General features: G+C 65.1%; 23 protein-coding genes. 16 read left to right on the top strand and 7 right to left on the bottom strand.

Going from position 1 to position 23,473, the window contains the following annotated elements; all coding sequences use genetic code 11:
- The first annotated feature begins 5 nt into the window (after positions 1 to 5).
- The 4 genes from CH292_RS03940 to CH292_RS03925 all read left to right on the top strand — a co-directional run bounded on the left by CH292_RS03940 (position 6) and on the right by CH292_RS03925 (position 3,515).
- Positions 6 to 1,388 carry a C4-dicarboxylate transporter DctA gene (locus tag CH292_RS03940; RefSeq protein WP_019667384.1) on the top strand — a complete coding sequence of 461 codons (1,383 nt, stop codon included), beginning with the start codon at positions 6 to 8 and terminating at the stop codon, positions 1,386 to 1,388.
- Positions 1,389 to 1,524: 136 nt separating this feature from the next.
- Positions 1,525 to 2,031 (top strand): glutathione peroxidase, encoded by a 507-nt coding sequence (locus tag CH292_RS03935; protein WP_019667383.1) that lies wholly within the window; start codon positions 1,525 to 1,527, stop codon positions 2,029 to 2,031.
- A gap of 55 nt (positions 2,032 to 2,086) precedes the next feature.
- On the top strand, positions 2,087 to 2,782 hold the full coding sequence (locus tag CH292_RS03930) for a DUF2334 domain-containing protein (protein WP_019667382.1): 696 nt from the start codon (positions 2,087 to 2,089) through the stop codon (positions 2,780 to 2,782).
- Positions 2,783 to 2,873: 91 nt separating this feature from the next.
- Positions 2,874 to 3,515: an LppP/LprE family lipoprotein gene (locus CH292_RS03925; protein ID WP_094654028.1), complete on the top strand. Its 642-nt coding sequence runs from the start codon at positions 2,874 to 2,876 to the stop codon at positions 3,513 to 3,515.
- A 71-nt stretch (positions 3,516 to 3,586) separates the two neighbouring features.
- On the opposite strand, the gene CH292_RS03920 is transcribed toward CH292_RS03925, so the two are convergent.
- The gene (locus CH292_RS03920; RefSeq protein WP_094654027.1) at positions 3,587 to 4,231 is read right to left on the bottom strand and encodes an MBL fold metallo-hydrolase; all 645 of its coding nucleotides are present in this window, start codon (positions 4,229 to 4,231) and stop codon (positions 3,587 to 3,589) included.
- A gap of 89 nt (positions 4,232 to 4,320) precedes the next feature.
- On the opposite strand from CH292_RS03920, the gene purS reads away from it, so the two are divergent.
- The 3 genes from purS to CH292_RS03905 are packed head-to-tail and all read left to right on the top strand — an operon-like array spanning position 4,321 to position 5,624.
- On the top strand, positions 4,321 to 4,557 hold the full coding sequence (gene purS / locus CH292_RS03915) for a phosphoribosylformylglycinamidine synthase subunit PurS (RefSeq protein ID WP_026348182.1): 237 nt from the start codon (positions 4,321 to 4,323) through the stop codon (positions 4,555 to 4,557).
- Positions 4,554 to 5,246, top strand: coding sequence for a phosphoribosylformylglycinamidine synthase subunit PurQ (gene purQ / locus CH292_RS03910; RefSeq protein WP_094654026.1), 693 nt, complete (start codon positions 4,554 to 4,556; stop codon positions 5,244 to 5,246). Before purS ends, purQ begins: the two co-directional genes overlap by 4 nt.
- A 27-nt stretch (positions 5,247 to 5,273) precedes the next feature.
- Positions 5,274 to 5,624, top strand: a complete 351-nt coding sequence (locus tag CH292_RS03905; RefSeq protein WP_019667377.1) for a VOC family protein — start codon at positions 5,274 to 5,276, stop codon at positions 5,622 to 5,624.
- On the opposite strand, the gene CH292_RS03900 is transcribed toward CH292_RS03905, so the two are convergent.
- Positions 5,621 to 6,490, bottom strand: a complete 870-nt coding sequence (locus CH292_RS03900) for a hypothetical protein (RefSeq protein ID WP_033190665.1) — start codon at positions 6,488 to 6,490, stop codon at positions 5,621 to 5,623. The two genes, CH292_RS03905 and CH292_RS03900, sit on opposite strands and share 4 nt — an antisense overlap.
- A gap of 55 nt (positions 6,491 to 6,545) precedes the next feature.
- Here CH292_RS03900 and CH292_RS03895 point away from each other — a divergent pair, with 55 nt between their 5' ends.
- Positions 6,546 to 7,826, top strand: coding sequence for a M18 family aminopeptidase (locus CH292_RS03895; RefSeq protein WP_094627327.1), 1,281 nt, complete (start codon positions 6,546 to 6,548; stop codon positions 7,824 to 7,826).
- Here the strand turns inward: CH292_RS03895 and CH292_RS03890 are convergent, their stop codons facing one another.
- Positions 7,827 to 8,618, bottom strand: coding sequence for a nucleoside phosphorylase (locus CH292_RS03890; protein ID WP_230621130.1), 792 nt, complete (start codon positions 8,616 to 8,618; stop codon positions 7,827 to 7,829). It lies immediately after the preceding gene.
- A 107-nt stretch (positions 8,619 to 8,725) separates the two neighbouring features.
- On the opposite strand from CH292_RS03890, the gene purL reads away from it, so the two are divergent.
- From purL to purF, 5 genes are all read left to right on the top strand, one after another.
- The gene (gene purL, locus CH292_RS03885) at positions 8,726 to 11,038 is read left to right on the top strand and encodes a phosphoribosylformylglycinamidine synthase subunit PurL (RefSeq protein WP_094627359.1); all 2,313 of its coding nucleotides are present in this window, start codon (positions 8,726 to 8,728) and stop codon (positions 11,036 to 11,038) included.
- A gap of 4 nt (positions 11,039 to 11,042) precedes the next feature.
- Entirely contained in the window at positions 11,043 to 12,833 is a 1,791-nt protein-coding gene (locus CH292_RS03880; RefSeq protein WP_094654025.1) for an alpha/beta-hydrolase family protein, read from the top strand.
- Positions 12,830 to 13,411, top strand: a complete 582-nt coding sequence (locus tag CH292_RS03875) for a CPBP family intramembrane glutamic endopeptidase (RefSeq protein ID WP_094654024.1) — start codon at positions 12,830 to 12,832, stop codon at positions 13,409 to 13,411. The genes CH292_RS03880 and CH292_RS03875 overlap by 4 nt, the downstream gene beginning before the upstream one ends.
- Before the next feature lie 86 nt (positions 13,412 to 13,497).
- Complete coding sequence (locus CH292_RS03870; RefSeq protein WP_019667370.1) at positions 13,498 to 13,884, top strand: sterol carrier family protein; 387 nt, start codon at positions 13,498 to 13,500, stop codon at positions 13,882 to 13,884.
- Between the two features lie 135 nt (positions 13,885 to 14,019).
- On the top strand, positions 14,020 to 15,585 hold the full coding sequence (purF, locus tag CH292_RS03865) for an amidophosphoribosyltransferase (RefSeq protein ID WP_026348179.1): 1,566 nt from the start codon (positions 14,020 to 14,022) through the stop codon (positions 15,583 to 15,585).
- 23 nt (positions 15,586 to 15,608) lie between these two features.
- On the opposite strand, the gene asnB is transcribed toward purF, so the two are convergent.
- A complete protein-coding gene (gene asnB, locus CH292_RS03860) occupies positions 15,609 to 17,426 on the bottom strand; it encodes an asparagine synthase (glutamine-hydrolyzing) (protein ID WP_094654023.1) in 1,818 nt (605 codons plus the stop codon).
- 181 nt (positions 17,427 to 17,607) lie between these two features.
- On the opposite strand from asnB, the gene purM reads away from it, so the two are divergent.
- Entirely contained in the window at positions 17,608 to 18,705 is a 1,098-nt protein-coding gene (gene purM, locus CH292_RS03855) for a phosphoribosylformylglycinamidine cyclo-ligase (protein ID WP_019667367.1), read from the top strand.
- A gap of 70 nt (positions 18,706 to 18,775) precedes the next feature.
- Here the strand turns inward: purM and CH292_RS03850 are convergent, their stop codons facing one another.
- The 3 genes from CH292_RS03850 to CH292_RS03840 form a co-directional block, all read right to left on the bottom strand.
- The gene (locus CH292_RS03850) at positions 18,776 to 18,991 is read right to left on the bottom strand and encodes a DUF3073 domain-containing protein (RefSeq protein WP_080732843.1); all 216 of its coding nucleotides are present in this window, start codon (positions 18,989 to 18,991) and stop codon (positions 18,776 to 18,778) included.
- A 201-nt stretch (positions 18,992 to 19,192) separates the two neighbouring features.
- Entirely contained in the window at positions 19,193 to 19,834 is a 642-nt protein-coding gene (locus CH292_RS03845; RefSeq protein WP_020111552.1) for an MOSC domain-containing protein, read from the bottom strand.
- Positions 19,831 to 20,961, bottom strand: a complete 1,131-nt coding sequence (locus tag CH292_RS03840) for a folate-binding protein YgfZ (RefSeq protein WP_094654022.1) — start codon at positions 20,959 to 20,961, stop codon at positions 19,831 to 19,833. The genes CH292_RS03845 and CH292_RS03840 overlap by 4 nt, the downstream gene beginning before the upstream one ends.
- A gap of 74 nt (positions 20,962 to 21,035) precedes the next feature.
- Here CH292_RS03840 and CH292_RS03835 point away from each other — a divergent pair, with 74 nt between their 5' ends.
- A complete protein-coding gene (locus CH292_RS03835; RefSeq protein WP_019667364.1) occupies positions 21,036 to 21,914 on the top strand; it encodes an aminodeoxychorismate lyase in 879 nt (292 codons plus the stop codon).
- A 92-nt stretch (positions 21,915 to 22,006) separates the two neighbouring features.
- Positions 22,007 to 23,461, top strand: coding sequence for a cytochrome ubiquinol oxidase subunit I (locus CH292_RS03830; RefSeq protein ID WP_020111551.1), 1,455 nt, complete (start codon positions 22,007 to 22,009; stop codon positions 23,459 to 23,461).
- Positions 23,462 to 23,473: the final 12 nt, after the last annotated feature.

The following is a 23,473-nucleotide window of genomic DNA, read 5'->3' as shown; positions in this document are numbered from 1 at the left end:
TACCCATGACTACCAGCATCGATGCTGAAAACCGGAATCCGGCGCCGGAACCGAAGAAGAAGCGCGACAAGACGCACTGGCTCTACATCGCGGTGATCATCGCCGTGGTCGCCGGTGTTGCCGTCGGTCTCCTGTGGAAGGACTTCGGTGTCGAGCTCGCAGTGCTCGGCACCCTCTTCGTCAGCTTGATCAAGATGATGATCAGCCCGGTCATCTTCTGCACCATCGTTCTCGGCATCGGCTCGGTCAAAGCTGCAGCCAGTGTCGGCAAGGTCGGCGGGCTCGCGCTCGCCTACTTCATCGGAATGTCGACGATCGCCCTCGGCATCGGCATGGTCGTCGGCAACTTGATCCAGCCAGGCACCGGCCTGAACATCGTGCCAGGCGGTGGTTCGGAGTACGCCGAGGACGCCGAAGGTGCAGGCGGCACGATGGACTTCATCGCCGGAATCATCCCCGAGTCGCTGTTGTCGTCCTTGACCGCAGGCTCGGTGCTGCAGACGTTGTTCGTCGCCATCCTCGTCGGCTTCGCACTCCAGGCCATGGGCAAGCAGGGCGAGGGCATCCTCAAGGGCATCGGCGCAGTGCAGAAGCTCGTGTTCCGCATCCTGACGATGATCCTGTGGCTCGCCCCGATCGGCGCTTTCGGCGCCATCGCCGGTGTGGTCGGCAAGACCGGATTCGACGCTGTCGTTCAGCTCGGCACACTGATGCTGGCGTTCTACATCACGTGCTTCATCTTCGTGTTCGGCTTCCTCGGCCTGATCCTGAAGTTCGTGTCCGGCTTCTCGATCTTCAAGCTGGCCAAGTACCTGGGGCGCGAATACCTGCTCATCGTCGCGACGAGCTCGTCCGAGTCGGCTCTGCCGCGTCTGATCGCCAAGATGGAGCATGTCGGCGTCGAGCGCACCACCGTCGGCATCGTCGTCCCGACCGGATACTCGTTCAACCTCGACGGCACCGCCATCTACCTGACCATGGCGTCGATCTTCATCGCCGACGCGATGAACATGCCGCTCTCGATCCCCGAGCAGTTCTCCTTGCTGCTCTTCATGATCATCGCGTCGAAGGGTGCTGCCGGAGTCTCCGGTGCCGGTCTGGCAACCCTCGCGGGCGGCCTGCAGAGCCACCGCCCCGAACTGCTCGACGGCGTCGGCATGATCGTCGGCATCGACCGGTTCATGTCCGAGGCCCGGGCACTCACGAACTTCTCCGGCAACGCAGTTGCAACCCTTCTCGTGGGAACCTGGACCAAGACGATCGACGCGTCACGCGTCAAGACCGTCCTCGACGGAGACCTGCCGTTCGACGAGGAGACCATGGTCGACGACCATCTCCCGGAAGACGACAAGCGCGTCGAGCTCGATAAAGCCGCAGCCAAGGCGTAAAAGACCCCGCCTGGTGACGCGCACCCCCCGTCACCAGGCGTGTAGTACAAGAGCGGCCCTCCCACTCGGAGGGTCGCTCTTGTGTGTTCGGACAGCCAACTCACCAGAAGTCGGTACCCACAGGTAAGTTCGTGGAATGACTGAAGTCCAGAACATCGGCATCAACACGCTGGGCGGTGCGCCCACCTCGCTCGACGAGTACGCGGGCAGAGCCGTCCTCGTGGTGAATGTCGCCTCGAAGTGCGGCCTGACGCCTCAGTACGCCACACTCGAGAAGCTTGCCACCGAATACTCGGCGAAGGGACTGTCCGTCATCGGCGTTCCTTGCAACCAGTTCGGTGGTCAGGAGCCCGGCACCGCCGAGGAAATCGAAACGTTCTGCTCCACCACCTACGGCGTCACCTTCCCCATCACGGAGAAGATCGAGGTCAACGGAGAGAACCGGCACCCGCTCTACGCGGAGCTCACCAAGACCGAGGACGCAGAAGGCGTCGCAGGAGACATCCAGTGGAACTTCGAGAAGTTCCTGATCTCACCCGAGGGCGTCGTCACCAACCGCTTCCGCCCACGTACCGAGCCGGACGCCCCTGAAGTACTGGCTGCGATCGACAAGATCCTGCCCAAGGAGAACATCGCCGTTTAGACGCGATCAATTCTGCCGTCGAGCCTCGTTCACATCGGTGTGCGAGGCTCGCGGCATGTCTGGAGCACTGATCGTGTCGGTGAGCGGAATCAGGGACGACACCTGCGACAACGCAGCGGAGTTCGCCCTCGAACTGGACAAGCGTGGCGTCGCGCAGTCGCTTCTCGTTGCGCCGCGGCTGAAGGACAAGTACCGGCTCACGAAAGACGAGAACACCCAGGACTGGCTGCGAGGGCGTCGGGACCTGGGGGATGCGATAGTCCTGCACGGGTACGACCAGGCCGCGACCAAGCGTCGCCGAGCCGAATTCGCAGCACTTCCACGTCACGAAGCACGGCTGCGGCTCATGGCCGCCGACCGGGTCATGGAGCAGACCGGCTTGCGCACAAGGGTGTTCGCAGCGCCGAGGTGGATCGCATCACCCGGAGCAGTTGCCGCTCTGCCCGAGGCCGGCTTTCGAATGATCGCCGGCCTCAGTGCAATTCACGATCTGGAATCGGGATCGCTCGTACGGGCACGAGTCCTGGGCATCGGCGAAGGCTTCAAAGCCGAACCCTGGTGGTGTCGAGCACTGGTCATCGGCGCCGGACGTACCGCCCGACGCGGCGGCACCGTCCGATTGGCGGTCAGCGCAAAACAACTGGGCCGCAGCGGTCCCCGGCAGGCAATCCTGGACGCGGTCGACCTGGCGCTCTACAGCGGTGCAACACCGGGCGTGTACGAACACGTTCGCAGGGTGAGAGCAGCCTGACCGCTCGCGGGGTTATGAGATCGTGACGTAACGGACCACCTGGTCCAGTGGATGTAACCCTCGACGATGCAATCGATGTCGAGGCGGCGCCATGAAAAGAATCGTGCTCGTGACCCTCTGCATGATGGCCGCTGTGGCCTGCGGAAACACCGATGGCGGCACAGCGACCGCAGTGTCGGAATCCACTGCCGCGCCGGGGCAGCAGGCCGCGACGCCGACGGTTGCACCCTCGGTGGGCGCGCTGCCGTCGGTCGTGGTTCCGTCGCCGGTCCCTGCCCTTCCGTCGGACATCAGGATCCCGACGGCGGACGCAGCTCCGACAGTGACCCCGGTCCAGCCGAAGACATGTGTGGACGCTGCCGTGGTCGCCGATGCTGTGGCATCCATTCCGCGATACTTCCCGGACGAAGCCTGGACCGCAGGCCGGACAGGTGATCCCTGTGCGGCGTTCACGTGGGTGGAAGCTGCGGCGTCGCCGTATGCAACCGCGAGCACACCGGAGCACATTCTGTTCTTCGGCAACGGTGTGTACCTCGGCACGGCGACGGCAGCGCCGTACAGCTTCACGAGTGTTGCAACCCAGACCGCCGACACGATCACCGTGAACTATCGCTGGCTCGTCGCCGACGAGGCGTTCGCAGCACCCGCCGGTGGCCCCGCCGCAATCCGCTACCAGTGGGACGGGAGCTCCGTGATCATGCTGGACACTCTGCCGCCCGAGGTGACCGGTTGATGTGAGTGGAGATGACAGTGCCATCGGGTCGCTCCGCAGGCTCCGCTCCTGTCCCCGGCCTATATTTTTACTCACATGGAGAGGGAGGATTCCTGAGGAAGCTCGCGGAATTCGGTGTTCTCGTCGGCCATGTCCTTGAACCGGCCGTAGTAGATTCCCCTGGCCTCCTCGGCGACGACGGCCTGGTGGATCGGGAACGCGGTCCGAGGTGCGACTGCGCGCAGAAACTCGACGTTCTCCGAGAGCTTCGACCACGGCGCCGCAGTCGGGAGCGCCAGCACGTCCACCTTCTGCTCGGGAACGAACAACGAGTCGCCGGGATGGAACAGTTGCCCCGGATTCTCCGGTGTCCCCAGCAGATAGCCAGTGTTGTCGATCACGGGCAGTTCGGGGTGGATGACGGCATGGGTTCCGCCGACACCACTCACCTGGATGCCGCCGACGGAGAACGTCTGGCCCGCGTGTGTGGCCGTCCACCGCTCGCCGAGTTGCGACGCGGTCATCGGATCCGCGAACAACGCTGCGTTCGGATTGCCGTCCACCAGTGCAGGAAGACGCTCGAGGTCGACGTGGTCGGGGTGCTGGTGGGTGATCAGAATGGCGTCGAGCCCGGTGATGCCCTCGAAGCCGTGTGAGAAGTTGCCGGGATCGAACAGCACCGTGGTGCCGTTCAGCTCGACGAGTACACAGGAATGTCCGAAGTGCGTCAGCTTCATTCCTCCACACTAAGCGCAGTTTCGCGGCTCGCGCTGGTGCTGCGTAAACTCTTCACCGCCGGTATTTGTCTTATCCAAGGAGCTCCCTCGTGGCCCGAGTAGTTGTCGATGTCATGCCCAAGGCCGAAATCCTCGACCCGCAGGGTCAGGCCATCGCAGGCGCGCTTGGTCGTCTCGGCGTAGCAGGCGTCTCCGACGTCAGGCAGGGCAAGCGGTTCGAGTTGGAGGTCGACGACAGCGTCGACGACGCCGAGCTCGAGAAGATCGCGGAATCGCTCCTCGCGAACACCGTCATCGAGGACTGGAAGGTCACCCGAGAAGCATGAGCACACGCAACTCGTCCGCCCGCGTGGGGGTCATCACCTTCCCCGGAACTCTCGACGACGTCGACGCCTCCCGCGCCGTGACGCTCGCCGGCGGCGAGGCCGTCAGTCTGTGGCACGCCGACGCGGACCTGAAGAACGTGGACGCCATCGTCGTCCCCGGCGGGTTCTCCTACGGCGACTACCTGCGTGCAGGCGCGATCGCCCGGTTCGCACCCGTCATGGAATCCGTCGTCAAGGCGGCCGAAAGCGGCATGCCGGTCCTCGGCATCTGCAACGGCTTCCAAGTTCTGTGTGAAGTCGGCCTGCTTCCCGGCGCGCTGACCCGCAACGAGGGCCTGCACTTCGTCTGCCGCGACCAGTGGCTGAAAGTGGAGAACTCGGACACCGCGTGGTCGTCGCGCTACGAGACGGGTGCCGAGATCCTGATCCCGGTCAAGAACGCCGAAGGCCGGTTCCAGGCATCACAGAACGTGCTCGACGAGCTCGAGGGCGAAGGCCGCGTCGTGTTCCGCTACAGCGGATCCAACCCGAACGGTAGCCAGCGGGACATCGCCGGAATCTCCTCGCCCAACGGCCGCGTCGTCGGACTCATGCCGCATCCCGAGCACGCCACCGAGCCCCTCACCGGCCCCAGCGACGACGGCCTCGGCATCTTCTACTCGGCACTGGACGCAATCGTCTCGGCCTAGCAGGAAGCAGGGTCTATTCTCCGACGCATGACCCTGACACCGGTGATGATCACGATCGACTCCTCCGATCCTGGACCGCTCGCGACGTGGTGGGCGGCCAGGACCGGCGGAACCATCGAAGAAGAGAACGACGGGTGGTTCTACACCGTCTCGCTGCCCTCGGCGCCGTACCGCCTTGCCTTCCAGAAGGTCGACGACCCGACGCCGGGCAAGAACCGAATCCACCTGGATCTGACGACGGCGGATCTCGACACCGAGGTGACGGCTCTGGTCGATTCGGGTGCGTCCAAGGTCGACGAGCACACGATGGGCGAATTCCGCTGGGTCACCCTGACCGATCCGGACGGAAACGCATTCTGCGTCTCGGGCGCGCACTAGAGCTCGGCGAGAGTCCGCTCGAACAGATCTGCCGACGAACTACCGTTGACCTGGCAGTACTGCCCGTCACGCCAGAAGTAGAGATCCTGGGACAGCGGATTCGGGGTGTCCCGAGAGAATATGCGCGCCAACTGCACGAGCAGTGTCGACGCACGAACGGTGGCGTCGAACTCGAAGGGTTTGTAGTAGTCGATCTCGTAGGCATTGGGAACGACGAACAGAACGCCGAACGGTGAATCGCCGAGGTGATCGGCGATCAGCGTGGGCATGTTCGCGACCTTGGATGCGAGATAGATCGAATCGCCTTTGCACACGTCGATCGTCACATCGTCCTTGGTCAGTGTTTCGCGATCGTCGAAGGTCATCGCGGCTGTGTTGTCGCGACCGAACGCCCACGCGGCCTCGAGGTCTCGATTCTCCAGATACCGACCTTCGAGAGTCAACGCAAGGTCCGGAAACGTCAAGTTCAGCACTCGGCGTGGTGAATTCGGCGCATCGACCAGCGGAGTCGAATAGCGGAAGTCGCCCCTGCCCGGCAACGCGCTCGGCGCAGTGACCCGCTCACGCAATCGCATGTAGAACTCGTCGTCCGGCATGTTCAGCAGATACTGCGGGTCACTCAGTCGCTGTGACTCGAGCATGGTTGCGACATGGATCTCGATGATCTCGCCCCAGTACTTCCGCGGAGCACCGAGGCAGCGTGCCGTCAGATTCTCGAGCGTCACGTGGTGGCCGTCGTCGGTCTTCAGAGTGGTGGCGTCGATCTTCGTCAGCTTCACCCCGTGCCTGCCGAATGCCTCGATCACTTTCTTGCGGACGATGGCTGTCGTAGCCGGTCCCGATGCCTGCGCTGCCAGATGATTCATGACGCCCCCGAGTCGATGTGTGGTCCTTGCTCTGTTCGACGCAGCTACTGACACAATGGTTCCCATGTCGTCTCTTGCGTCTGCCGCTGGTCTGTGCAATTTCGTCGACGTGTCGCCGTCGCCGTTCCATGTGTGCCGCACCGTAGCGGTGCAGCTCGAGGAGGTAGGTTTCGTCCGCGTCGACGAGACCGAAGCCTGGCCGGCCGAGGCAGGGCGGTACTACCTCATCCGCGGCGGGTCGCTCGTCGCATGGAGTACCGAGAGCAGCAGCGCCGCATTCCGGATCGTCGGCGGACACACCGACAGCCCCAACCTGCGCGTCAAGCAGCACCCTGATCTGGAGTCGGCGGGATGGCAGATGGTCGGCCTCGAGCCGTACGGGGGAGCGTGGCTCAATTCGTGGCTCGACCGCGATCTCGGTGTGTCCGGTCGACTCAGTGTGCGCGACGGCAACGGGCTGCGTGAGGTGCTCGTCAAGGTCGACGAACCGATTCTCCGTGTCCCGCAGCTCGCAATTCACCTGTCCGAGGATCGCAAGGGCGTGACCTTGGACCCGCAACGACACGTCAATGCCATTTGGGGCGTGGGTAACTCACCGCGATCGTTCATCTCGTTCGTCGCGGAACGCGAAGGCGTCGACCCGTCGACGGTTCTCGGGTGGGAGCTGATGACGCACGACCTCGCGCCCAGCGCAGTCGTCGGCGCTCAGAGCGAACTGGTCAGCGCACCGAGGCTCGACAACCAGGGAACGTGCTACGCGGGTACTCAGGCTTTGATTGCGGCAGTGCAGAATCCGGCGGACGTCACCCCGGTGCTGGCATTGTTCGACCACGAGGAAGTCGGCAGCATGTCCGACCGTGGCGCGTTCTCGGACCTGCTCAACACGGTGCTCGAGCGAATCGTGTTGGGCCGCGGCGGCGGTCGCGAGGAGTTTCTCCGCACCATGGCCGGATCCATCTGCGCCTCCGGTGACATGGCGCACGCGACGCATCCGAACTACCCGGACCGACACGAACCCGCGCATCGCATCGAACTCGGTGGAGGGCCCGTGCTCAAGGTCAACCAGAACCTCAGGTACGCAACGGATTCCGCGGGTGCAGGAGCATTCGCACTGGCCTGCGACCAGGCGGGGGTGCCACTGCAGCGCTACGTTCACCGCGCCGATCTGCCCTGCGGTTCGACGATCGGCCCGATCACGGCCTCACGGACGGGCCTGTCGACCGTCGACGTCGGTGCCGCACAGCTCGCCATGCACAGCGCACGCGAGCTCATGGGCGCCTCCGATGTGAAGGCCTACGCCGACGCCCTCGCTGCGTTCCTGGCTCCGTTGGCCTAGCTAGCTCAGCTGCAGGCACGCGTCGGCCGCGAGCCAGAACAGTTGCTCGCGGACGGTGCCTGCCTTGGTCCAGCCGCGGTGCTCCCAGTCCGCGGCCAGGGAGTCGCCCGCGTACAGCAGTTGCGCGAACCGCACGCCGCGATACCGGGCGACCGCGCAGAACGCCGACGCTTCCATGTCGACCGTCAGGCAGCCCTCGTCGACGCGCCGGGAGACTCTGCTTCGGGTTTCGCGGTACAAAGCGTCGGTGGTCCAGGATCGACCCGTGACGTGCGCGATCCCGGCCTCCGTCAGCACGTTCTGCAGCACCGTGACGCCTGCAGGATCGGCGTCGACGACCCGTCCGGGCGGGAGGTAGTGGAACGACGTTCCCTCGTCGCGGACAGCGCTGTCGACAACCATGACGTGACCCATGCCGAGCTGATCGGTCAGTGCTCCCGCGCCCCCGACGGCGACGAACTCCGAGCAGCCGAGCGCGATCGCCTCTTCGAGGAACAGTGCGGCCAGGGGTGCGCCGACTCCCGGATGGAACACGGCGAGCCGTTCACCGCCCCGCTCGATCTCGTAGACGGGATGCTCGCCGTGCTCGGATCGAAGCACCGACAGGACGCGTGCCTTGCCCTGACCGGCTATGGACTCGATCACTTCCGCGAAGAAGCAGACAACGGCTTTTCTGGGGACATCCACACCCTTGACCACCATCTGAGGCGTCAGGACGCCCGATTCGTCCAGATCGTTCTCCGTCAACGCGATGGGAGCGGAGCCTGAAGAGGCGACAGAAGGGGTATCCACGGCACAATGTTTGCACGCTGCTTTTGGGGCCTGTCACCCTGCACGGATAGACTCCCCCTGGCATTTCGCTCCAGGAAGGGACCCCACTCCTCGTGTCCGACAGCTTTGTGAAAATTGACACTGTCTCCGCCGCAGTCGCTACGCCGGATGTTGCGCAGCCGTACAAAGAACTCGGACTCAAGGACGACGAGTACGCCCGCATCAAGGAAATCCTCGGTCGCAGGCCGACGGATGCCGAGCTGGCGATGTACTCCGTCATGTGGAGCGAGCACTGCTCCTACAAGTCCTCCAAGGTGCACCTGAAGTACTTCGGCGAGACCACCACCGACGAGATGCGTAAGTCGATGCTCGCGGGCATCGGCGAGAACGCAGGCGTCGTCGACGTCGGTGACGGATGGGCCGTCACGTTCAAGGTGGAAAGCCACAACCACCCGTCGTACGTCGAGCCCTACCAGGGTGCGGCGACGGGCGTCGGCGGCATCGTCCGCGACATCATGGCCATGGGCGCGCGGCCCATCGCCGTCATGGACCAGCTGCGTTTCGGTGCTGCAGATGCGCCCGATACACGTCGCGTCCTCTCGGGCATCGTCTCCGGCGTCGGCGGCTACGGAAACTCGCTCGGCCTCCCCAACGTCGGCGGCGAAACGGTGTTCGACGCCTCCTACGCGGGCAACCCACTGCTCAACGCTCTGTGTGCAGGTGTCATGCGCGTCGAGGACATGCATCTCGCGTTCGCGTCGGGCCTGGGCAACAAGATCATCCTGTTCGGCGCTCGCACGGGTCTCGACGGCATCGGTGGCGTGTCCGTGCTGGCCTCGGAGACGTTCGACGGTGATGAGACCGGAGCGGAACACGAAGGCGGAGCCGGAGCTGGACCATCGAAAAGCAGGAAGAAGCTTCCTGCCGTTCAGGTCGGCGACCCGTTCACCGAGAAGGTCCTCATCGAGGCGTGTCTCGAGCTGTATGCCGAGAAGCTCGTCGTCGGGATCCAGGACCTCGGCGGCGCCGGATTGTCCTGCGCGACGTCCGAACTCGCGTCGGCAGGCAGTGGTGGCATGCACATCGCGCTCGAGCAGGTCCCGATGCGCGCTACCGGCATGACCCCGGCCGAGGTGCTCTCGAGCGAGTCCCAGGAACGCATGTGCGCCGTGGTGACGCCGGAGAACGTCGACAAGTTCATGGCCGTCTGCAAGAAGTGGGATGTTCTCGCGACGGTGATCGGCGAGGTCACCGACGGTGACAACCTCGAGATCACGTGGCACGGGGAGACCGTCGTCGACGTTCCGCCGAAGACCGTCGCCCACGAGGGCCCGGTGTACTCGCGGCCCGTGCAGCGTCCCGCCGCTCAGGACGCACTCGTCGCGAACACCACCGCGTCGCTGAAGCGCCCCGAGACCGCCGAGGAACTGAAGGCAACGCTGCTGAAGATGATCGGCAGCCCACAGCTCTGCAGCCGCAAGTTCATCACCGAGCAGTACGACCGCTACGTCCGCGGGAATACCGTGCTCGCCGAGAACGCTGACGCCGGTGTGATTCGGATCGACGAGACGACGGGCCGCGGTATCGCGCTGGCCACGGACGCGTCGGGCCGGTACACCGCACTCGACCCGTACCAGGGCGCACAACTCGCGCTCGCCGAGGCGTTCCGCAACGTCGCCGTCACCGGTGCGACCCCGAAGGCCGTCACCAACTGCCTCAACTTCGGATCACCCGAGGATCCGGGCGTCATGTGGCAGTTCCAGCAGGCCGTTCGCGGTCTCGCCGACGGCTGCGTCACCCTCGGCATTCCCGTCACCGGCGGAAACGTCAGCTTCTACAACCAGACGGGCTCCGAAGCGATCCTCCCGACGCCGGTCGTCGGAGTCCTCGGTGTCATCGACGACGTGCACCGCCGCGTCCCCACCGGCCTCGGCCTCGAGCCCGGCGAGACACTGATCCTCCTCGGCGACACCCACGACGAGTTCGACGGATCCATCTGGGCACAGGTCGAGCACGATCATCTCGGTGGCGTGCCGCCGAAGGTCGATCTGGCCCGCGAGCAGCTGCTCGCCGACATTCTGCTCGCCGGATCTCGTGACGGACTGATCTCCGCCGCGCACGATCTCTCCGAGGGCGGCCTGGCTCAGGCTGTCGTCGAAGCAGCGTTGGCGGGCGAAACCGGTTGCCGCATCCTGCTTCCCGAAGGCGCCGACCCGTTCGTCACCTTGTTCTCCGAGTCCTCCGGCCGCGTGCTCGTCGCTGTGCCGCGCACCGAGGAGACTCGCTTCACCGGCATGTGCACCGCCCGTAACCTCCCGTGGACGCGCATCGGCGTCGTCGACGAGGGTTCGGACGAGATCGAAGTTCAGGGCCAGTTCGCCGTCGAGATGACCGAACTCCGTGACACTTTCGAGAGCACCCTTCCCAGACTTTTCGGGTAGGGCAGTGAGCGGGGGAGAGGCATCGGAAGGGGCCGTCGACACGGTCGAGCGTGAACACACGCATCACCGTCTGCCGATCGAGTTCGCGGTGCCTTCTCCCGAACGGCATCCCCTCGTCATGTGGGCGTGGGGGCTGCTGAAACTCGATTTCACGGGCATCGTCTTCAGCGCGCTGTTCTTCTGCTGGTCGCTGACACCGTCGCTGCTGCCGCGTGACTGGTTGTTCCAGGGACTGATCGGCGGAATCAACGCGGCCATCGGTTACGGCTTCGGCGTGGCCGTCGGCTGGGCGGCTCGGAGGTGGTACCTCGACCGGAAGACGTGGTGGCCCATGCCGCGTCGGGTCGAGCTCTACGTCAAGTTCGCCATCCCGCCGCTCGCGATCCTCGCATCGCTGTACATGCTGTACCTGTCCGCCGGATGGCAGCGCGAACTTGCCGCGTTGATGGACGCCGAGGGAACGACCACCACCGGATACTTCCGCACCGGTGCGTTGAGCATCGGCGTCGCCGCGCTGTTCATCTCGGGCATGCGTGTGCTGCGTGACCTGGTTCGCTTCGTCGCGCGCCAGCTCAACAAGGTCGTCAAGATGCCCCGTGAGGTCGCGAACGTCATCGGGGTCGTCCTCATCGTCGTTCTGGTCATCGCGCTCGTCCAAGGTGTTCTGCTGCGGGCAGTCTCCGACGTGACCAATTCGATCTTCAGCCTGCAGAACAACGAAACTCGCGAAGGCGCAGAACAACCCACCGAACCCGAGCGATCCGGCAGCCCACAATCTCTCGCGCCCTGGGACACCCTCGGATTCGAAGGACGCAACTTCGTCTCCAGCGGACTGAGCGCACAGGAGATCTCTTACGGCCTCGGACAGCCTGCGCTGGAACCGATCCGCGCCTACGCCGGGTTGGAGACCGCCGAGACACAGGACGAGCGGCTCGACATCGTCGTACAGGAACTCGAACGCACCGGAGCCTTCGAGCGTCAGGCCCTGGTCGTCGTCCCGACCACGGGAACCGGATGGGTCAACCCCACCGCGATCGAAGCCGAGGAACTGATGTTCGGCGGCGACGTCGCCACCGTCGCCGCGCAGTACTCCTACCTACCCAGTTGGATCTCGTTCCTCGCCGAACGCGACAAAGCGGCCGAGGCGGGTAAGGCGTTGATCGACAAGGTCCACGAGCGCTGGCTACAGGAACCGGAGGCCACCAGGCCCAAGCTGTACGTCTACGGCGAAAGCCTCGGAACGCAGTCCGGTGAAGGTGCCTTCGACGGTCTCGCCGAGATCCGGGACAGCGTCGACGGCGTCCTGTGGGTCGGGCCGCCGAACGCGAACCGGCTGTGGTCCCAGTTCAAGAACCGCCGCGACCCGGGTAGCCCCGAAGTACGGCCCGTCTACGCCGATGGTCTCGTCGTCCGTTTCGCCGACAACTCGTCCGGGATCCCGCCCGAGGGTCAGCCGTGGCTCAGTCCCCGCATCCTCTACGTGCAGCACGCGTCCGACCCGGTCGTCTGGTGGTCGCCCGACCTGCTGTTCGAGCGCCCCGACTGGCTGTCGGAAGCTCCTGGCCCCGACCGTCTGCCCGACATGCGCTGGTTCCCGATCGTCACCTTCTGGCAAGTCGCAGCCGATCTGACCAACGCCGCGGGCGTGCCCGACGGTCACGGTCACAACTACGGGACCCTCGTTCTCGACGGCTGGGTCGCCGTTGCGGCGCCCGCAGGATGGACTGCGGAGGACACCGAGAAAGTGCGCGCCGTGATGGACGAATACGCAGGTCGCGACGGCCCCGAGAAGTGAAAGGTCTCGCTCTGGGCGCGGTCACGACGGCATGGAGTACGGCCGTCGTACCTGCGCTGAACTTGCCTGACCGACCGCGCACGGTGGTGAACGCAGCGTTCGGGATTTCGCTGGCCGCAGTGACACGGGCTCCGCTCGGGTCGAGCAAATGGCGAAGCGGTCTGAAGTGGGGGCTCGGTGCGGCGGCGGTACCCGCCCTGGCTTCGGTCGTGATCGCATCCGTACCCGCGCTGGCCACCCGAGTTCGACCGTCGGACGACAACCTCGCCGAGTGGGTGTTGTTTCGGATCCCGATCGGAACCGTCGTCACCGAAGAGCTGGTGTTCAGAGCCGTGTTCGACGACGTGTCCCCGTCGCTGTCGCCGGTGTTCTTCGGCCTCTGGCACATCCATCCCGCCCGTGCTGCCGGGGATTCCGTGATCGGAACTGTTGCCGGAACCATGCTGGCGGGTGCGTTGTTCTCGTGGCTGCACCGAAGAAGTGGCAGCGTGCTCGCGCCGATGCTTCTTCACTACGGGGTGAACGCCTCCGGAGCGGTCCTGGCTGCACACAATTCGACCTCGCAGGGCCGAATGTGACCTGCCGGGCGGACTTCTGTGCACTGGGGACCGCGTCCTGAGCCGGGAGTGGAGCCTGCAGGAACGACCCGAATAGGCTGATCGGCATGGCTCCGAGTAAGACGGTCACCCCCGAGCAGGTTCGAACCGCCGTTCTGGCCGTCGCCGACTGGGTGCGCGACGCCTCCCTCGACAAGCCGCCGCGCGCGGCCGTCGCCGACGCCGTCCGCACCACCGCTCGCACCTTGGCCCAGGTGGCGCCGGGATCCAGCGTCGAGGTTCGGGTTCCGCCGTTCGTCGCGGTGCAGTGCATCGTCGGCCCGCGGCACACCAGGGGCACACCTCCCAATGTGGTCGAGACCGATCCGCGCACGTGGCTGGAGGTCGCGACCGGAGTCCGAGCATTCGACGACGCGCTGAACGACGGTTCGATCACGGCGTCGGGCAGCAGGGCGAGCGAAGTCGGACATTGGTTACCGATCCTGCGTGCCTGACGTAGGCCAAGTGGACAGCCGGTTACCGCAAAACAGACAACCGGGGAATGTCACTCGCCCACGATGCGTTGGCATGGCCTGTGTGCCCGTAGACTGGTACATGCCCCCCGCCCCGTCCCCCAAGGGAGCAGTGTTGTGACCTCTGCCGATATCTCGGTCGACAGTCCAAATCTTCTGGTAGGCAAGCCTGTAGACGAACCCGAGAACGAACCTCGGGAAGAATGCGGCGTATTCGGAGTGTGGGCCCCGGGGGAGGATGTAGCCAAGCTCTCCTATTACGGCCTGTACGCATTGCAGCACAGAGGCCAGGAAGCTGCCGGCATCGCCGTCTCCGACGGTTCCCAGGTCCTGGTGTTCAAAGATCTCGGCCTGGTCAGCCAGGTGTTCGACGAGCAGACCCTCGGCGCCATGCCGGGGCACGTCGCCATCGGACACTGCCGCTACTCCACCAGCGGCTCGGTGACGTGGGAGAACGCGCAGCCGATCTTCCGGACCACGACGGCCGGTACGGGTATCGCCCTCGGCCACAACGGCAACCTCGTCAACTTCGCCGAACTGGCGACGCGAGCCCGCGAAGAGGGCCTGATCAGCGACCGGTTGCAGGGCAACGGCACGTCGGATTCCGATGTCGTCACCGCACTGCTGGCGCACAAGGCCGCAGACCGCACCATCGAGCAAGCTGCGATGGAACTGCTCCCCACTCTGAAGGGCGCATTCTGCCTCACCTTCATGGACGAGCACACGCTGTACGCCGCGCGTGATCCCCACGGAATCCGTCCGCTGTCCCTCGGACGCCTGGACCGAGGATGGGTCGTCGCCAGCGAGACCGCAGCGCTCGACATCGTCGGAGCCGCATTCGTGCGTGACATCGAGCCGGGCGAACTCCTGGCCATCGACGCCGACGGTGTTCGCTCCTCGCGGTTCGCGGCGCCGGAACCCAAGGGCTGCGTGTTCGAGTACGTCTACCTCGCGCGCCCGGACTCCGTCATCGGTGGCCGTTCGGTGCACTCCACTCGCGTCGAGATCGGTCGTCGGCTCGCCGAGGAGCACCCCGCCGAGGGTGACCTGGTGATTCCGGTTCCCGAGTCGGGAACGCCCGCTGCCGTCGGATTCGCGCAGGGCTCCGGAATTCCGTACGGCCAGGGACTGATGAAGAACGCCTACGTGGGACGTACGTTCATCCAGCCGTCGCAGACCATCCGGCAACTCGGAATCCGCCTCAAGCTCAACCCCCTCAAAGAGGTCATTCGGGGCAAAAGGCTCGTGGTCGTGGACGATTCGATCGTGCGCGGCAATACTCAGCGCGCCCTGATCAGGATGCTGCGGGAAGCCGGTGCGCTCGAGATCCACGTACGGATCGCGTCGCCGCCCGTCCGCTGGCCATGCTTCTACGGTATCGACTTCGCGTCTCCCGCCGAGTTGATCGCCAACGGCGTCGACTCCGAGGACGGAATCCTCGAAGGGGTGCGTCAAGCCATCGGTGCCGACTCCCTCGGTTACATCTCCACCGAAGGCATGATCGCGGCGTCGGAGCAGCCCGAATCTCGGCTGTGCACCGCATGTTTCACGGGCAAGTACCCCATCGAGCTTCCCGCCGACAACGCACTGGGCAAGCACGTCCTCGAAGGCATGCTCGCCACCGCCGCCGGACAGGCGTCGGAATCCACCAACGCCAACGTGAGTGCTCTCAGCAGGCCCTGATCCGCTGACGTGCGGCGGAGCCGCTACAGACTTATGGTGTGATCGGCCAGCCAGGAGTTGATGCCGACTACCCGCTCCGCGGCATGCCGGGCGTGCGGATCGTTCTGAGCGCCCAGGATCTTCTCGACGCCGGTTCGGTCCAGCAGGGCCGCGATCGGTGCGTTGGAATCGTCCAGAACGGCGCCGAGCTCCTGCAGGATCGTCATCGAGTACTGCGGATCCTGGGTGCTCGGGTACGGGCTCTTCACACGCTGCACGACCGACTGCGGCAGTAGATCCGCCGTCGCGGCACGCAGAAGGCTCTTCTCGCGGCCGTCGAAGGTCTTGAACGCCCAGGGTGTACCGAACACGTACTGCACCAGGCGGTGATCGCAGAACGGCACCCGAACCTCCAGCCCCACGGCCATGCTCATCCTGTCCTTGCGCTCGAGCAGCAACGGAAGGAAGCGAGTCAGGTAGAGGTAGGAGATCTCGCGCATCCGGGCTTCCAGGCCCTCGTCACCGGGTCGTCTCGGAACTTCCGCCAGCGCCCGCCGATACTCATTCTCGTAGTACCCCTCCATGTCGAGCTGACGTTGCAGATCGAGCGAGAACGGCGACGTCGTGTCCCTGCCCTGCGCCATCGACCCGGCCAGCCATGGGAACGTATCGGCGGCAACCACGTTCGGGTCGTGGAAATCGGCGTACCCGCCGAACACCTCGTCCGCGGACTCGCCGGACAGCGCCACCGTCGATTGCTCGCGTACGGCCTTGAACAGCAGATACAGCGAGGTGTCCATGTCGCCGAGTCCCGGGTAGTCCCGTGCGGCCAGCACGGCTGCCCGGTGAACCGGATCGAGCAGGTCGTCGTTGCTCAGCACGATGTCTCGGTGGTCCGACGCCACGTGCTGGGCCACGTCCTGCACGAACTTCGTGTCGGGCGCGTCGCGGAGACCGTCGGCGACGAAGTTGTCCGCGTACCCCACGAAGTCGACGGCGAACGACCGCACAGGTCCTGTGCCCTCGGCGGCGAGCCGGCCGGCCGCGAGTGCGGTCAACGCCGACGAGTCGAGCCCTCCCGACAGGAGTGTGCACAGAGGAACGTCGGCGATGAGCTGGCGAGATGCAGTGTCGTCCAGCAGCTCTCGAACCGTGCGGATCGTGGTGTCGAGGTCATGGGTGTGCTCGTGATCGTCGAGGCCCCAGTATTTCACTTCGTGTGCACCGTGCGCGGTCACTCGAACGACGTGACCGGGCGGAACTTCCTTCATACCGTCGAACACCGCGTTCGACGGATCGGCGACGAAACCGAGGAGTCGACGCAGACCGTCGATACCGACGTTCTTGGAGGCCAGTGAATTGGCAAGTATCGCTTTCGGTTCGGAGCCGAACAGGACTCCGTCCTCGGTTTCGAGGTAGTAGAGGGGCTTGACGCCCAGGCGGTCGCGGACGAGGAGGAGTTCCTCGGTTGCTGTGTCCCACAGTGCGTACGCGAACATGCCGTTGAGTTGTGGGACCGCGTTCTCGCCCCACTTCTCGTGGGCGCGAAGAACCACCTCGGTGTCACTGCTGGTTCGGAAGTCGCCGCCGATCACTCCGCGGAGCTCGCGGAAGTTGTAGGTCTCGCCGCTGTAGACGATGACGGCTTCGGTGCCGTCGAGCCTGCGGTGGATCATCGGCTGATGGCCACCGGGTAGGTCGATGATGGCGAGGCGACGATGCCCGAGGGCTGCGTGCTCGGACGTCCACAGTCCCTCGTCATCGGGTCCTCGTCGGGTCATGGTGTCGGTCATGGCGCGCAGCGTTCGATTTTCGCCACGTAGATCCCGCCCGTAGGACACCCATCCCGTGATTCCGCACATATGTTGCCTCCTGGTCCGAAGTCCCCCGACCGGCACATCGACGCAACAAGAACGTTACGCGAACTAAATAGTCTCGGCTACATCCACGGCATCCTGCATCGACGGATCGGACTCCGGTACCGTTAGAGCGCAATTGCGCGCATTTGGTGTGCAACGATCACGAGTACAAGGCTGGAGCCGCATGACCGAGGAAACCCGACCACAGAGCGCAACCTCCTCGGGTGGTGCTTCCTACGCTGCGGCCGGCGTCGACATCGCCGCGGGTGACCGGGCCGTCGAGCTGTTCGCGCCGCTGGCGAAGAAGGCATCGCGTCCCGAGGTCATGGGTGGCCTGGGCGGATTCGCCGGCCTCTTCGCGCTCAAGGGTGACTACCGCGAACCGATTCTCGCTGCGTCCACCGACGGCGTCGGCACCAAGATTGCCGTCGCGCAGGCGCTCGGCAAGCACGACACCCTCGGGCTCGACCTCGTCGCGATGGTCGTCGACGACCTCGTCGTGTGCGGAGCCGAACCGCTGTTCCTGCAGGACTACATCGCCGTGGGGCGCGTCGTCCCCGAGATGGTCGCAGAACTCGTCAAGGGCATCGCAGAGGGCTGCGTCATCGCCGGCTGTGCGCTCCTCGGCGGCGAGACGGCCGAGCACCCCGGGCTCATGGCCGACGGGGACTACGACCTCTCCGCCACCGGCGTGGGCGTCGTCGAGGCTGATGCAGTCCTCGGACCGGACCGTGTGCGTCCCGGTGACGTCGTGATCGCGATGGGCTCGTCGGGACTGCACTCCAACGGATACTCCCTGGCGCGCAAGGTTCTGCTCGAGATCAACCACATGGACCTCGGCGGGCACGTCGAGGAGTTCGGCCGCACCCTGGGCGAAGAATTGCTCGAGCCGACGAAGATCTACGCCAAGGACTGCCTTGCACTCGCCGCGGAAACCGACGTGCGCACGTTCTGCCACGTCACCGGCGGCGGGCTTGCCAACAATCTCGGACGTGTGATGCCTGCAGGCCTCGTCGCAGAACTCGACCGTACGACGTGGAGCCCAGCGCCGGTGTTCTCGCTGATCGCCCAGCGTGGCCGCGTCGAGCGCGCCGAGATGGAGCAGACGTTCAACATGGGCGTCGGCATGGTCGCCATCGTCGCACCCGAGGACGTCGACCGTGCACTGGCCGTGTTGACGGCGCGGCACATCGACTGCTGGACTCTGGGAACGGTCAAGAAGTCGAGCGACAAGTCCGCGACCGAGCGAGCGCTTCTGCTGGGTAACCACCCACGCTTCTGAGCGACCAGCACGAACGACAATGAGGGGGAGCCGCCGTGCGGCTCCCCCTCACTTCGTTGTCAACTCGCTGTCAGCGTCGCCAGTCCTCGTATTCGTCTTCTTCGGCGCGGGAATAGCCGTCCGCGTCCGAAGAGGAAATGCCGCCCGAGGTGATACCGCCACGGTGGGAGTTGGACGAATGACCGGAGAGCTCTCTTTGCAGACTCTCCAAGTCCGTTGTCGGCGAGCTGTACTTCAGCTCACGAGCGACCTTTGTCTGCTTTGCCTTAGCCCTGCCTCGGCCCATGGCGTTGCCCCCTCGCGGACTTGCGGGGCGGCCTGGGGAAATTTGGGCGCCCCGTTAGATTTGGTATTTCTTCCTGGCACACACTCTAGCGCGCGAATCGCTCGGATGCTCATACGGAGTACGTGTCCGGCCTGTTTGCTTCATCTCAGCGGCGCAGGCAGTGCCCGCAACCTGCGAAAATGTGCTGAGTCCCGGTAAGAATCACGATTGGGTATGTTTTCGGAGCGCGAGCTTGGCGTCCCGTTCCACCTTGACCGGCAGATCGCCGCGACCGAGAAGCTCCGTCAGACCCTCGGGGTTTCGGCCGAGAAACAGGTCTCGAACGGTCACTCCGTGCGACGGAACATCCTCCACCGAGATGCCGACACCGCCTTCGAGAGCGCCCGGCGTGATCACCCGCAGATAGGCCCCGACGTCGCCACGCTCGGTGAACCGTTTGACCCAGTTGGGCTCGCCCACCCACCGAGCGAACGTCGAGCACGGCTTGCGCGCGATGGTCACCTCGAGAACCACCTCACCGAGACGCCACCGCGAACCGACGACGGCGTCGGTGACCGCGATCCCGGACGTCCGCAGGTTCTCGCCGAACCACCCGGGCGGAATCTCCCGGCCCAGGTCTGCAGCCCACCGATCGGCCTCCGCCGAGTCGTAGGCGTAGACGGCCTGATCGCCGCCGCCGTGGAACTTGGTGTCCAGGCTGTAGTCACCGGTCACCCCGTCGGCGTGCACGAGCACCGGGTGATCGACCGGCCGCTTGTCGATGGCGCTGTCCACGACACCTCGACGGCCCACCGGAACGTCCGCGTGCACGACGCACACCGCGTCGACCTGCCCAGCGATCATCGCCCGCGAAGTCGGTCGACGGCGGCGCGGCCGGCCTGGACGTCGTCGTAATCGGGAATCGAATCCGGGTCGATGGAGGCCGCACACGGACCGGCGGTGAGCTCGGTTCCCGCAGGAACGGTTCGCTTGACCAACGCGAGCGCAACCGGACCGAGTTCGAAGTGATCGACGACGGTGCCGAGGCGACCGATCGTGCGACCACCCGCGGTCACCGCATCCCCGGTGGCAGGCCGGCCGTCCGCGGAACCGTCGAGATGAAGCAGGACGAGGTGGCGAGGCGGCCGCCCCAGGTTGTGCACCCGAGCCACCGTCTCCTGTCCTCGGTAGCAGCCCTTCTCGAGGTGAACTGCCCCGAGTTCGGTCACACCGCCGATCCACCGCACCTCGTGCGGGATGGTCTTCTCGTCGGTGTCCACGCCGACTCGAGGCCGGATCGACTCCACGCGCAGGGCCTCGTACGTCCACGTTCCGGCGGGAGAGGCGCCGGCGTCGCGCAGCCTGGTGAACCACTCGGTCAACGCGGCCCGGGGAACCAGCAGGTCGAAGGCGTTGCGGCCCGGCCACGGCATGCGGCGTACGAAACCGCCACCGGTGAGCGGGGCGGCGTCGTAGACCTCCGCGGGCACCGGCACGCCGACGGCGGCCAGAACAGCCTCGGCTTCGGCGCCCAGCAGGCTCAGCACGGCGAGTTCGCTGCCTTCACGGGGTTCCGCCTTGGACCAGAACACCATCTTCTTCAGGAACGACAACAGGTCCGAGCCGTGCGCGGCCTCGGTGTCGATCCACGTGACACCGTCCAGATCGGTCTGCACGAAATGGTGCTCGACGCGCCCGTTGACGTCGAGCGAGAGGTTCTCCGCGGAGTGCCCGTCGGGCAGATTCGACACGAGCTGGCTGGAGATGGTGTTGAGCCAGGTCAGCCGCTCTTCACCGCTGATCGCGATCACGAAGCGATGGGACCGGTCGATCACCGCAGCGTTCGACACCGCGTCCCGTTGTTCGCCGAACGGGTTTCCGTAATGCCACGCGACGGCACTGTCCGGCGTGTTCTCCGGGGACGGCACGGCGTCGGGGAAAGTCAGAAGTGGGCTCGGTGCGATCACAGCAGTATCCGACACGTCCTCCATAGTAGGTCGACACGGTGACAGCGGGTCGTCGCGGGACGTGAAAACGGACATCAGGGCCCACGTAGGCTGCGTTCATGTCGGATCGCGTAGTAGTCACCTTGGACGGGCAGGTTCACGACGCGGACGCTCCGCTGCTGCATGCGGACGATCTCGCGGCCGTACGCGGAGACGGGGTGTTCGAGACTCTCCTGGTACGCGGCGGAGCGCCGTGCGGTGTCGAACTTCACCTGGCCCGCTTGACGGCGTCGGCCGCTGCCCTCGACCTGCCGACACCGGACCTGGATTCGTGGCGTCTCGTCGTCGGCCTCGCAGTGGACGAATGGACCCGGACGTCCGACGCGGAGGGTGCGTTGCGGCTCGTGCTCAGCCGCGGTCGCGAGAGCGGAGGGGAACCGACGGGCTATGCGACGGTGGGGCCGCTGAACGAACGGGTGACGAAAGCGCGGGACGACGGTGTCTCGGTGGTCACGTTGAACCGCGGTTACTCGGTCGATTACGCGGCGTCTGCGCCGTGGGGATTGCTCGGCGCCAAGACGCTGTCCTACGCGACCAACATGGCAGCACTACGGCACGCGGCGCGTCTCGGAGCCGACGACGTCATCTTCACCAGCAGCGAAGGGCGAGTGCTGGAGGGTCCGCGGTCCACCGTGGTGCTCGCACGCGGTAAGACTCTCGTCACACCCCCGGTGGAGCAGGGCATTCTCGCGGGAACCACGGTCGACGCACTGTTCCAGGTCGCGTCGAGCAAGGGGTACACCTGCGAGCGTGCGAACGTGTACCCTGCCGATCTCGTTGCAGCAGATGGTGTTTGGTTGATCTCGAGCATCACCCTCGCCGCCCGCGTGACGACGCTCAACGGCGTCGAACTTCCGGTCCCGGCCATCGCCGAGGACGTGCGTTCCATGGTCGATCTGGCGGTCGAATCGATCGGAGACTCCGCCGCCGACGCTTGAGCTACTACTACGCGTAGTAGTACTCTCGAACTCGCTGGGGCACGCCCGTAAGCAGCGGTATCTTCCCCGCGGGCCGAGAGTTCGGAGTAGCCATGGACGCCTTGGACGTCTCGAGGTGGCAGTTCGGGATCACCACCGTCTACCACTTCATCCTGGTGCCGCTCACGATCGGTCTTGCACCGATCATCGCGGCGATGCAGACCATGTGGGTCATCACCGGGAAGGACTCCTGGTACCGCCTCACCAAGTTCTTCGGCAAGCTCTTCCTCATCAACTTCGCCCTCGGCGTCGCCACCGGAATCGTTCAGGAGTTCCAATTCGGAATGAACTGGAGCGAGTACTCGCGGTTCGTCGGCGACGTCTTCGGAGCACCCCTCGCGCTCGAAGGGCTCGTCGCATTCTTCCTCGAATCGACGTTCCTCGGCCTGTGGATCTTCGGCTGGAACCGACTGCCGAAACTCGTTCACCTGGCCACCATCTGGCTCGTCGCGATCGGCGTGAACGCATCGGCCTACTTCATCATCGCCGCCAACTCCTGGATGCAGCATCCCGTCGGCGCACGCTTCAACCCCGAGACCGGTCGTGCCGAATTGACGAGCATCTGGGAGTTGATGACCAACAGCACCGCACTCGCGGCATTCCCACACGCTGTCGCAGGCGCGTTCCTGACGGCTGCGACCTTCGTGGCAGGCATCTCGGGCTGGTGGATGGTGCGTGAGGCACGCGGCACATCGACGGGCGAGGGGCGAAGCGACAACTCGCGCAGCATGTTCCGTCCTGCGGCTCGGCTGTCCTTCGTCGTCATGATCGTCGCGGGCGGCGCACTCGCGATCACCGGAGACATCCAGGGCAAGCTGATGTTCGAGCAGCAGCCCATGAAGATGGCGTCGGCAGAATCGTTGTGCGATACGGAGACCGGTGCATCGTTCTCGCTTCTCACCGTCGGAACCCACAACAACTGCGAGTCGGTGGAACACCTGATCTCCATCCCCGGACTGACGTCCTTCCTCGCCGAGAACGACTTCGGCGCAACGGTCCAAGGGGTCAACCAACTGCAGGAACAGTACGAGCAGCAGTTCGGACCGGGTAACTACAAGCCCAACCTGTTCGTCACCTACTGGGCATTCCGAATGATGATCGGCCTCGCCGCCGGATCGGCACTGCTTGCCCTCGCCGGCCTGTGGGTCACTCGCGGCGGAAGGGTGCCGGACCAGAAATGGTTCTCGTGGCTCAGCCTCGCCGCGATTCCGACGCCGTTCCTCGCCAACAGTGCCGGTTGGATCTTCACCGAGATGGGGCGCCAACCGTGGGTGGTGGCACCGAATTTGAACGGAATCGACCAGATTCGGTTGACCGTGGACCAAGGCGTGTCCGACCACCCGGTGGGTCTGGTCGTCGCCTCGCTCGTGACCTTCACACTGCTCTACGCCGCCCTCGGATGTGTCTGGTTCTTCCTGATCAGGCGCTACGTGATCGAAGGACCGCTCGAACACGACGAGCACCCCCACGAGGACGTCGATTCCGAACAACTCTCGTTCGCGTACTAGAGGAAGACGACC

Source organism: Rhodococcus sp. 14-2470-1a (assembly GCF_002259425.1).
GTDB lineage: Bacteria > Actinomycetota > Actinomycetes > Mycobacteriales > Mycobacteriaceae > Rhodococcoides > Rhodococcoides fascians_E.
Note: the sequence above shows the minus strand (reverse complement) of the source record. Positions and strands in the feature narration are given on the sequence as shown.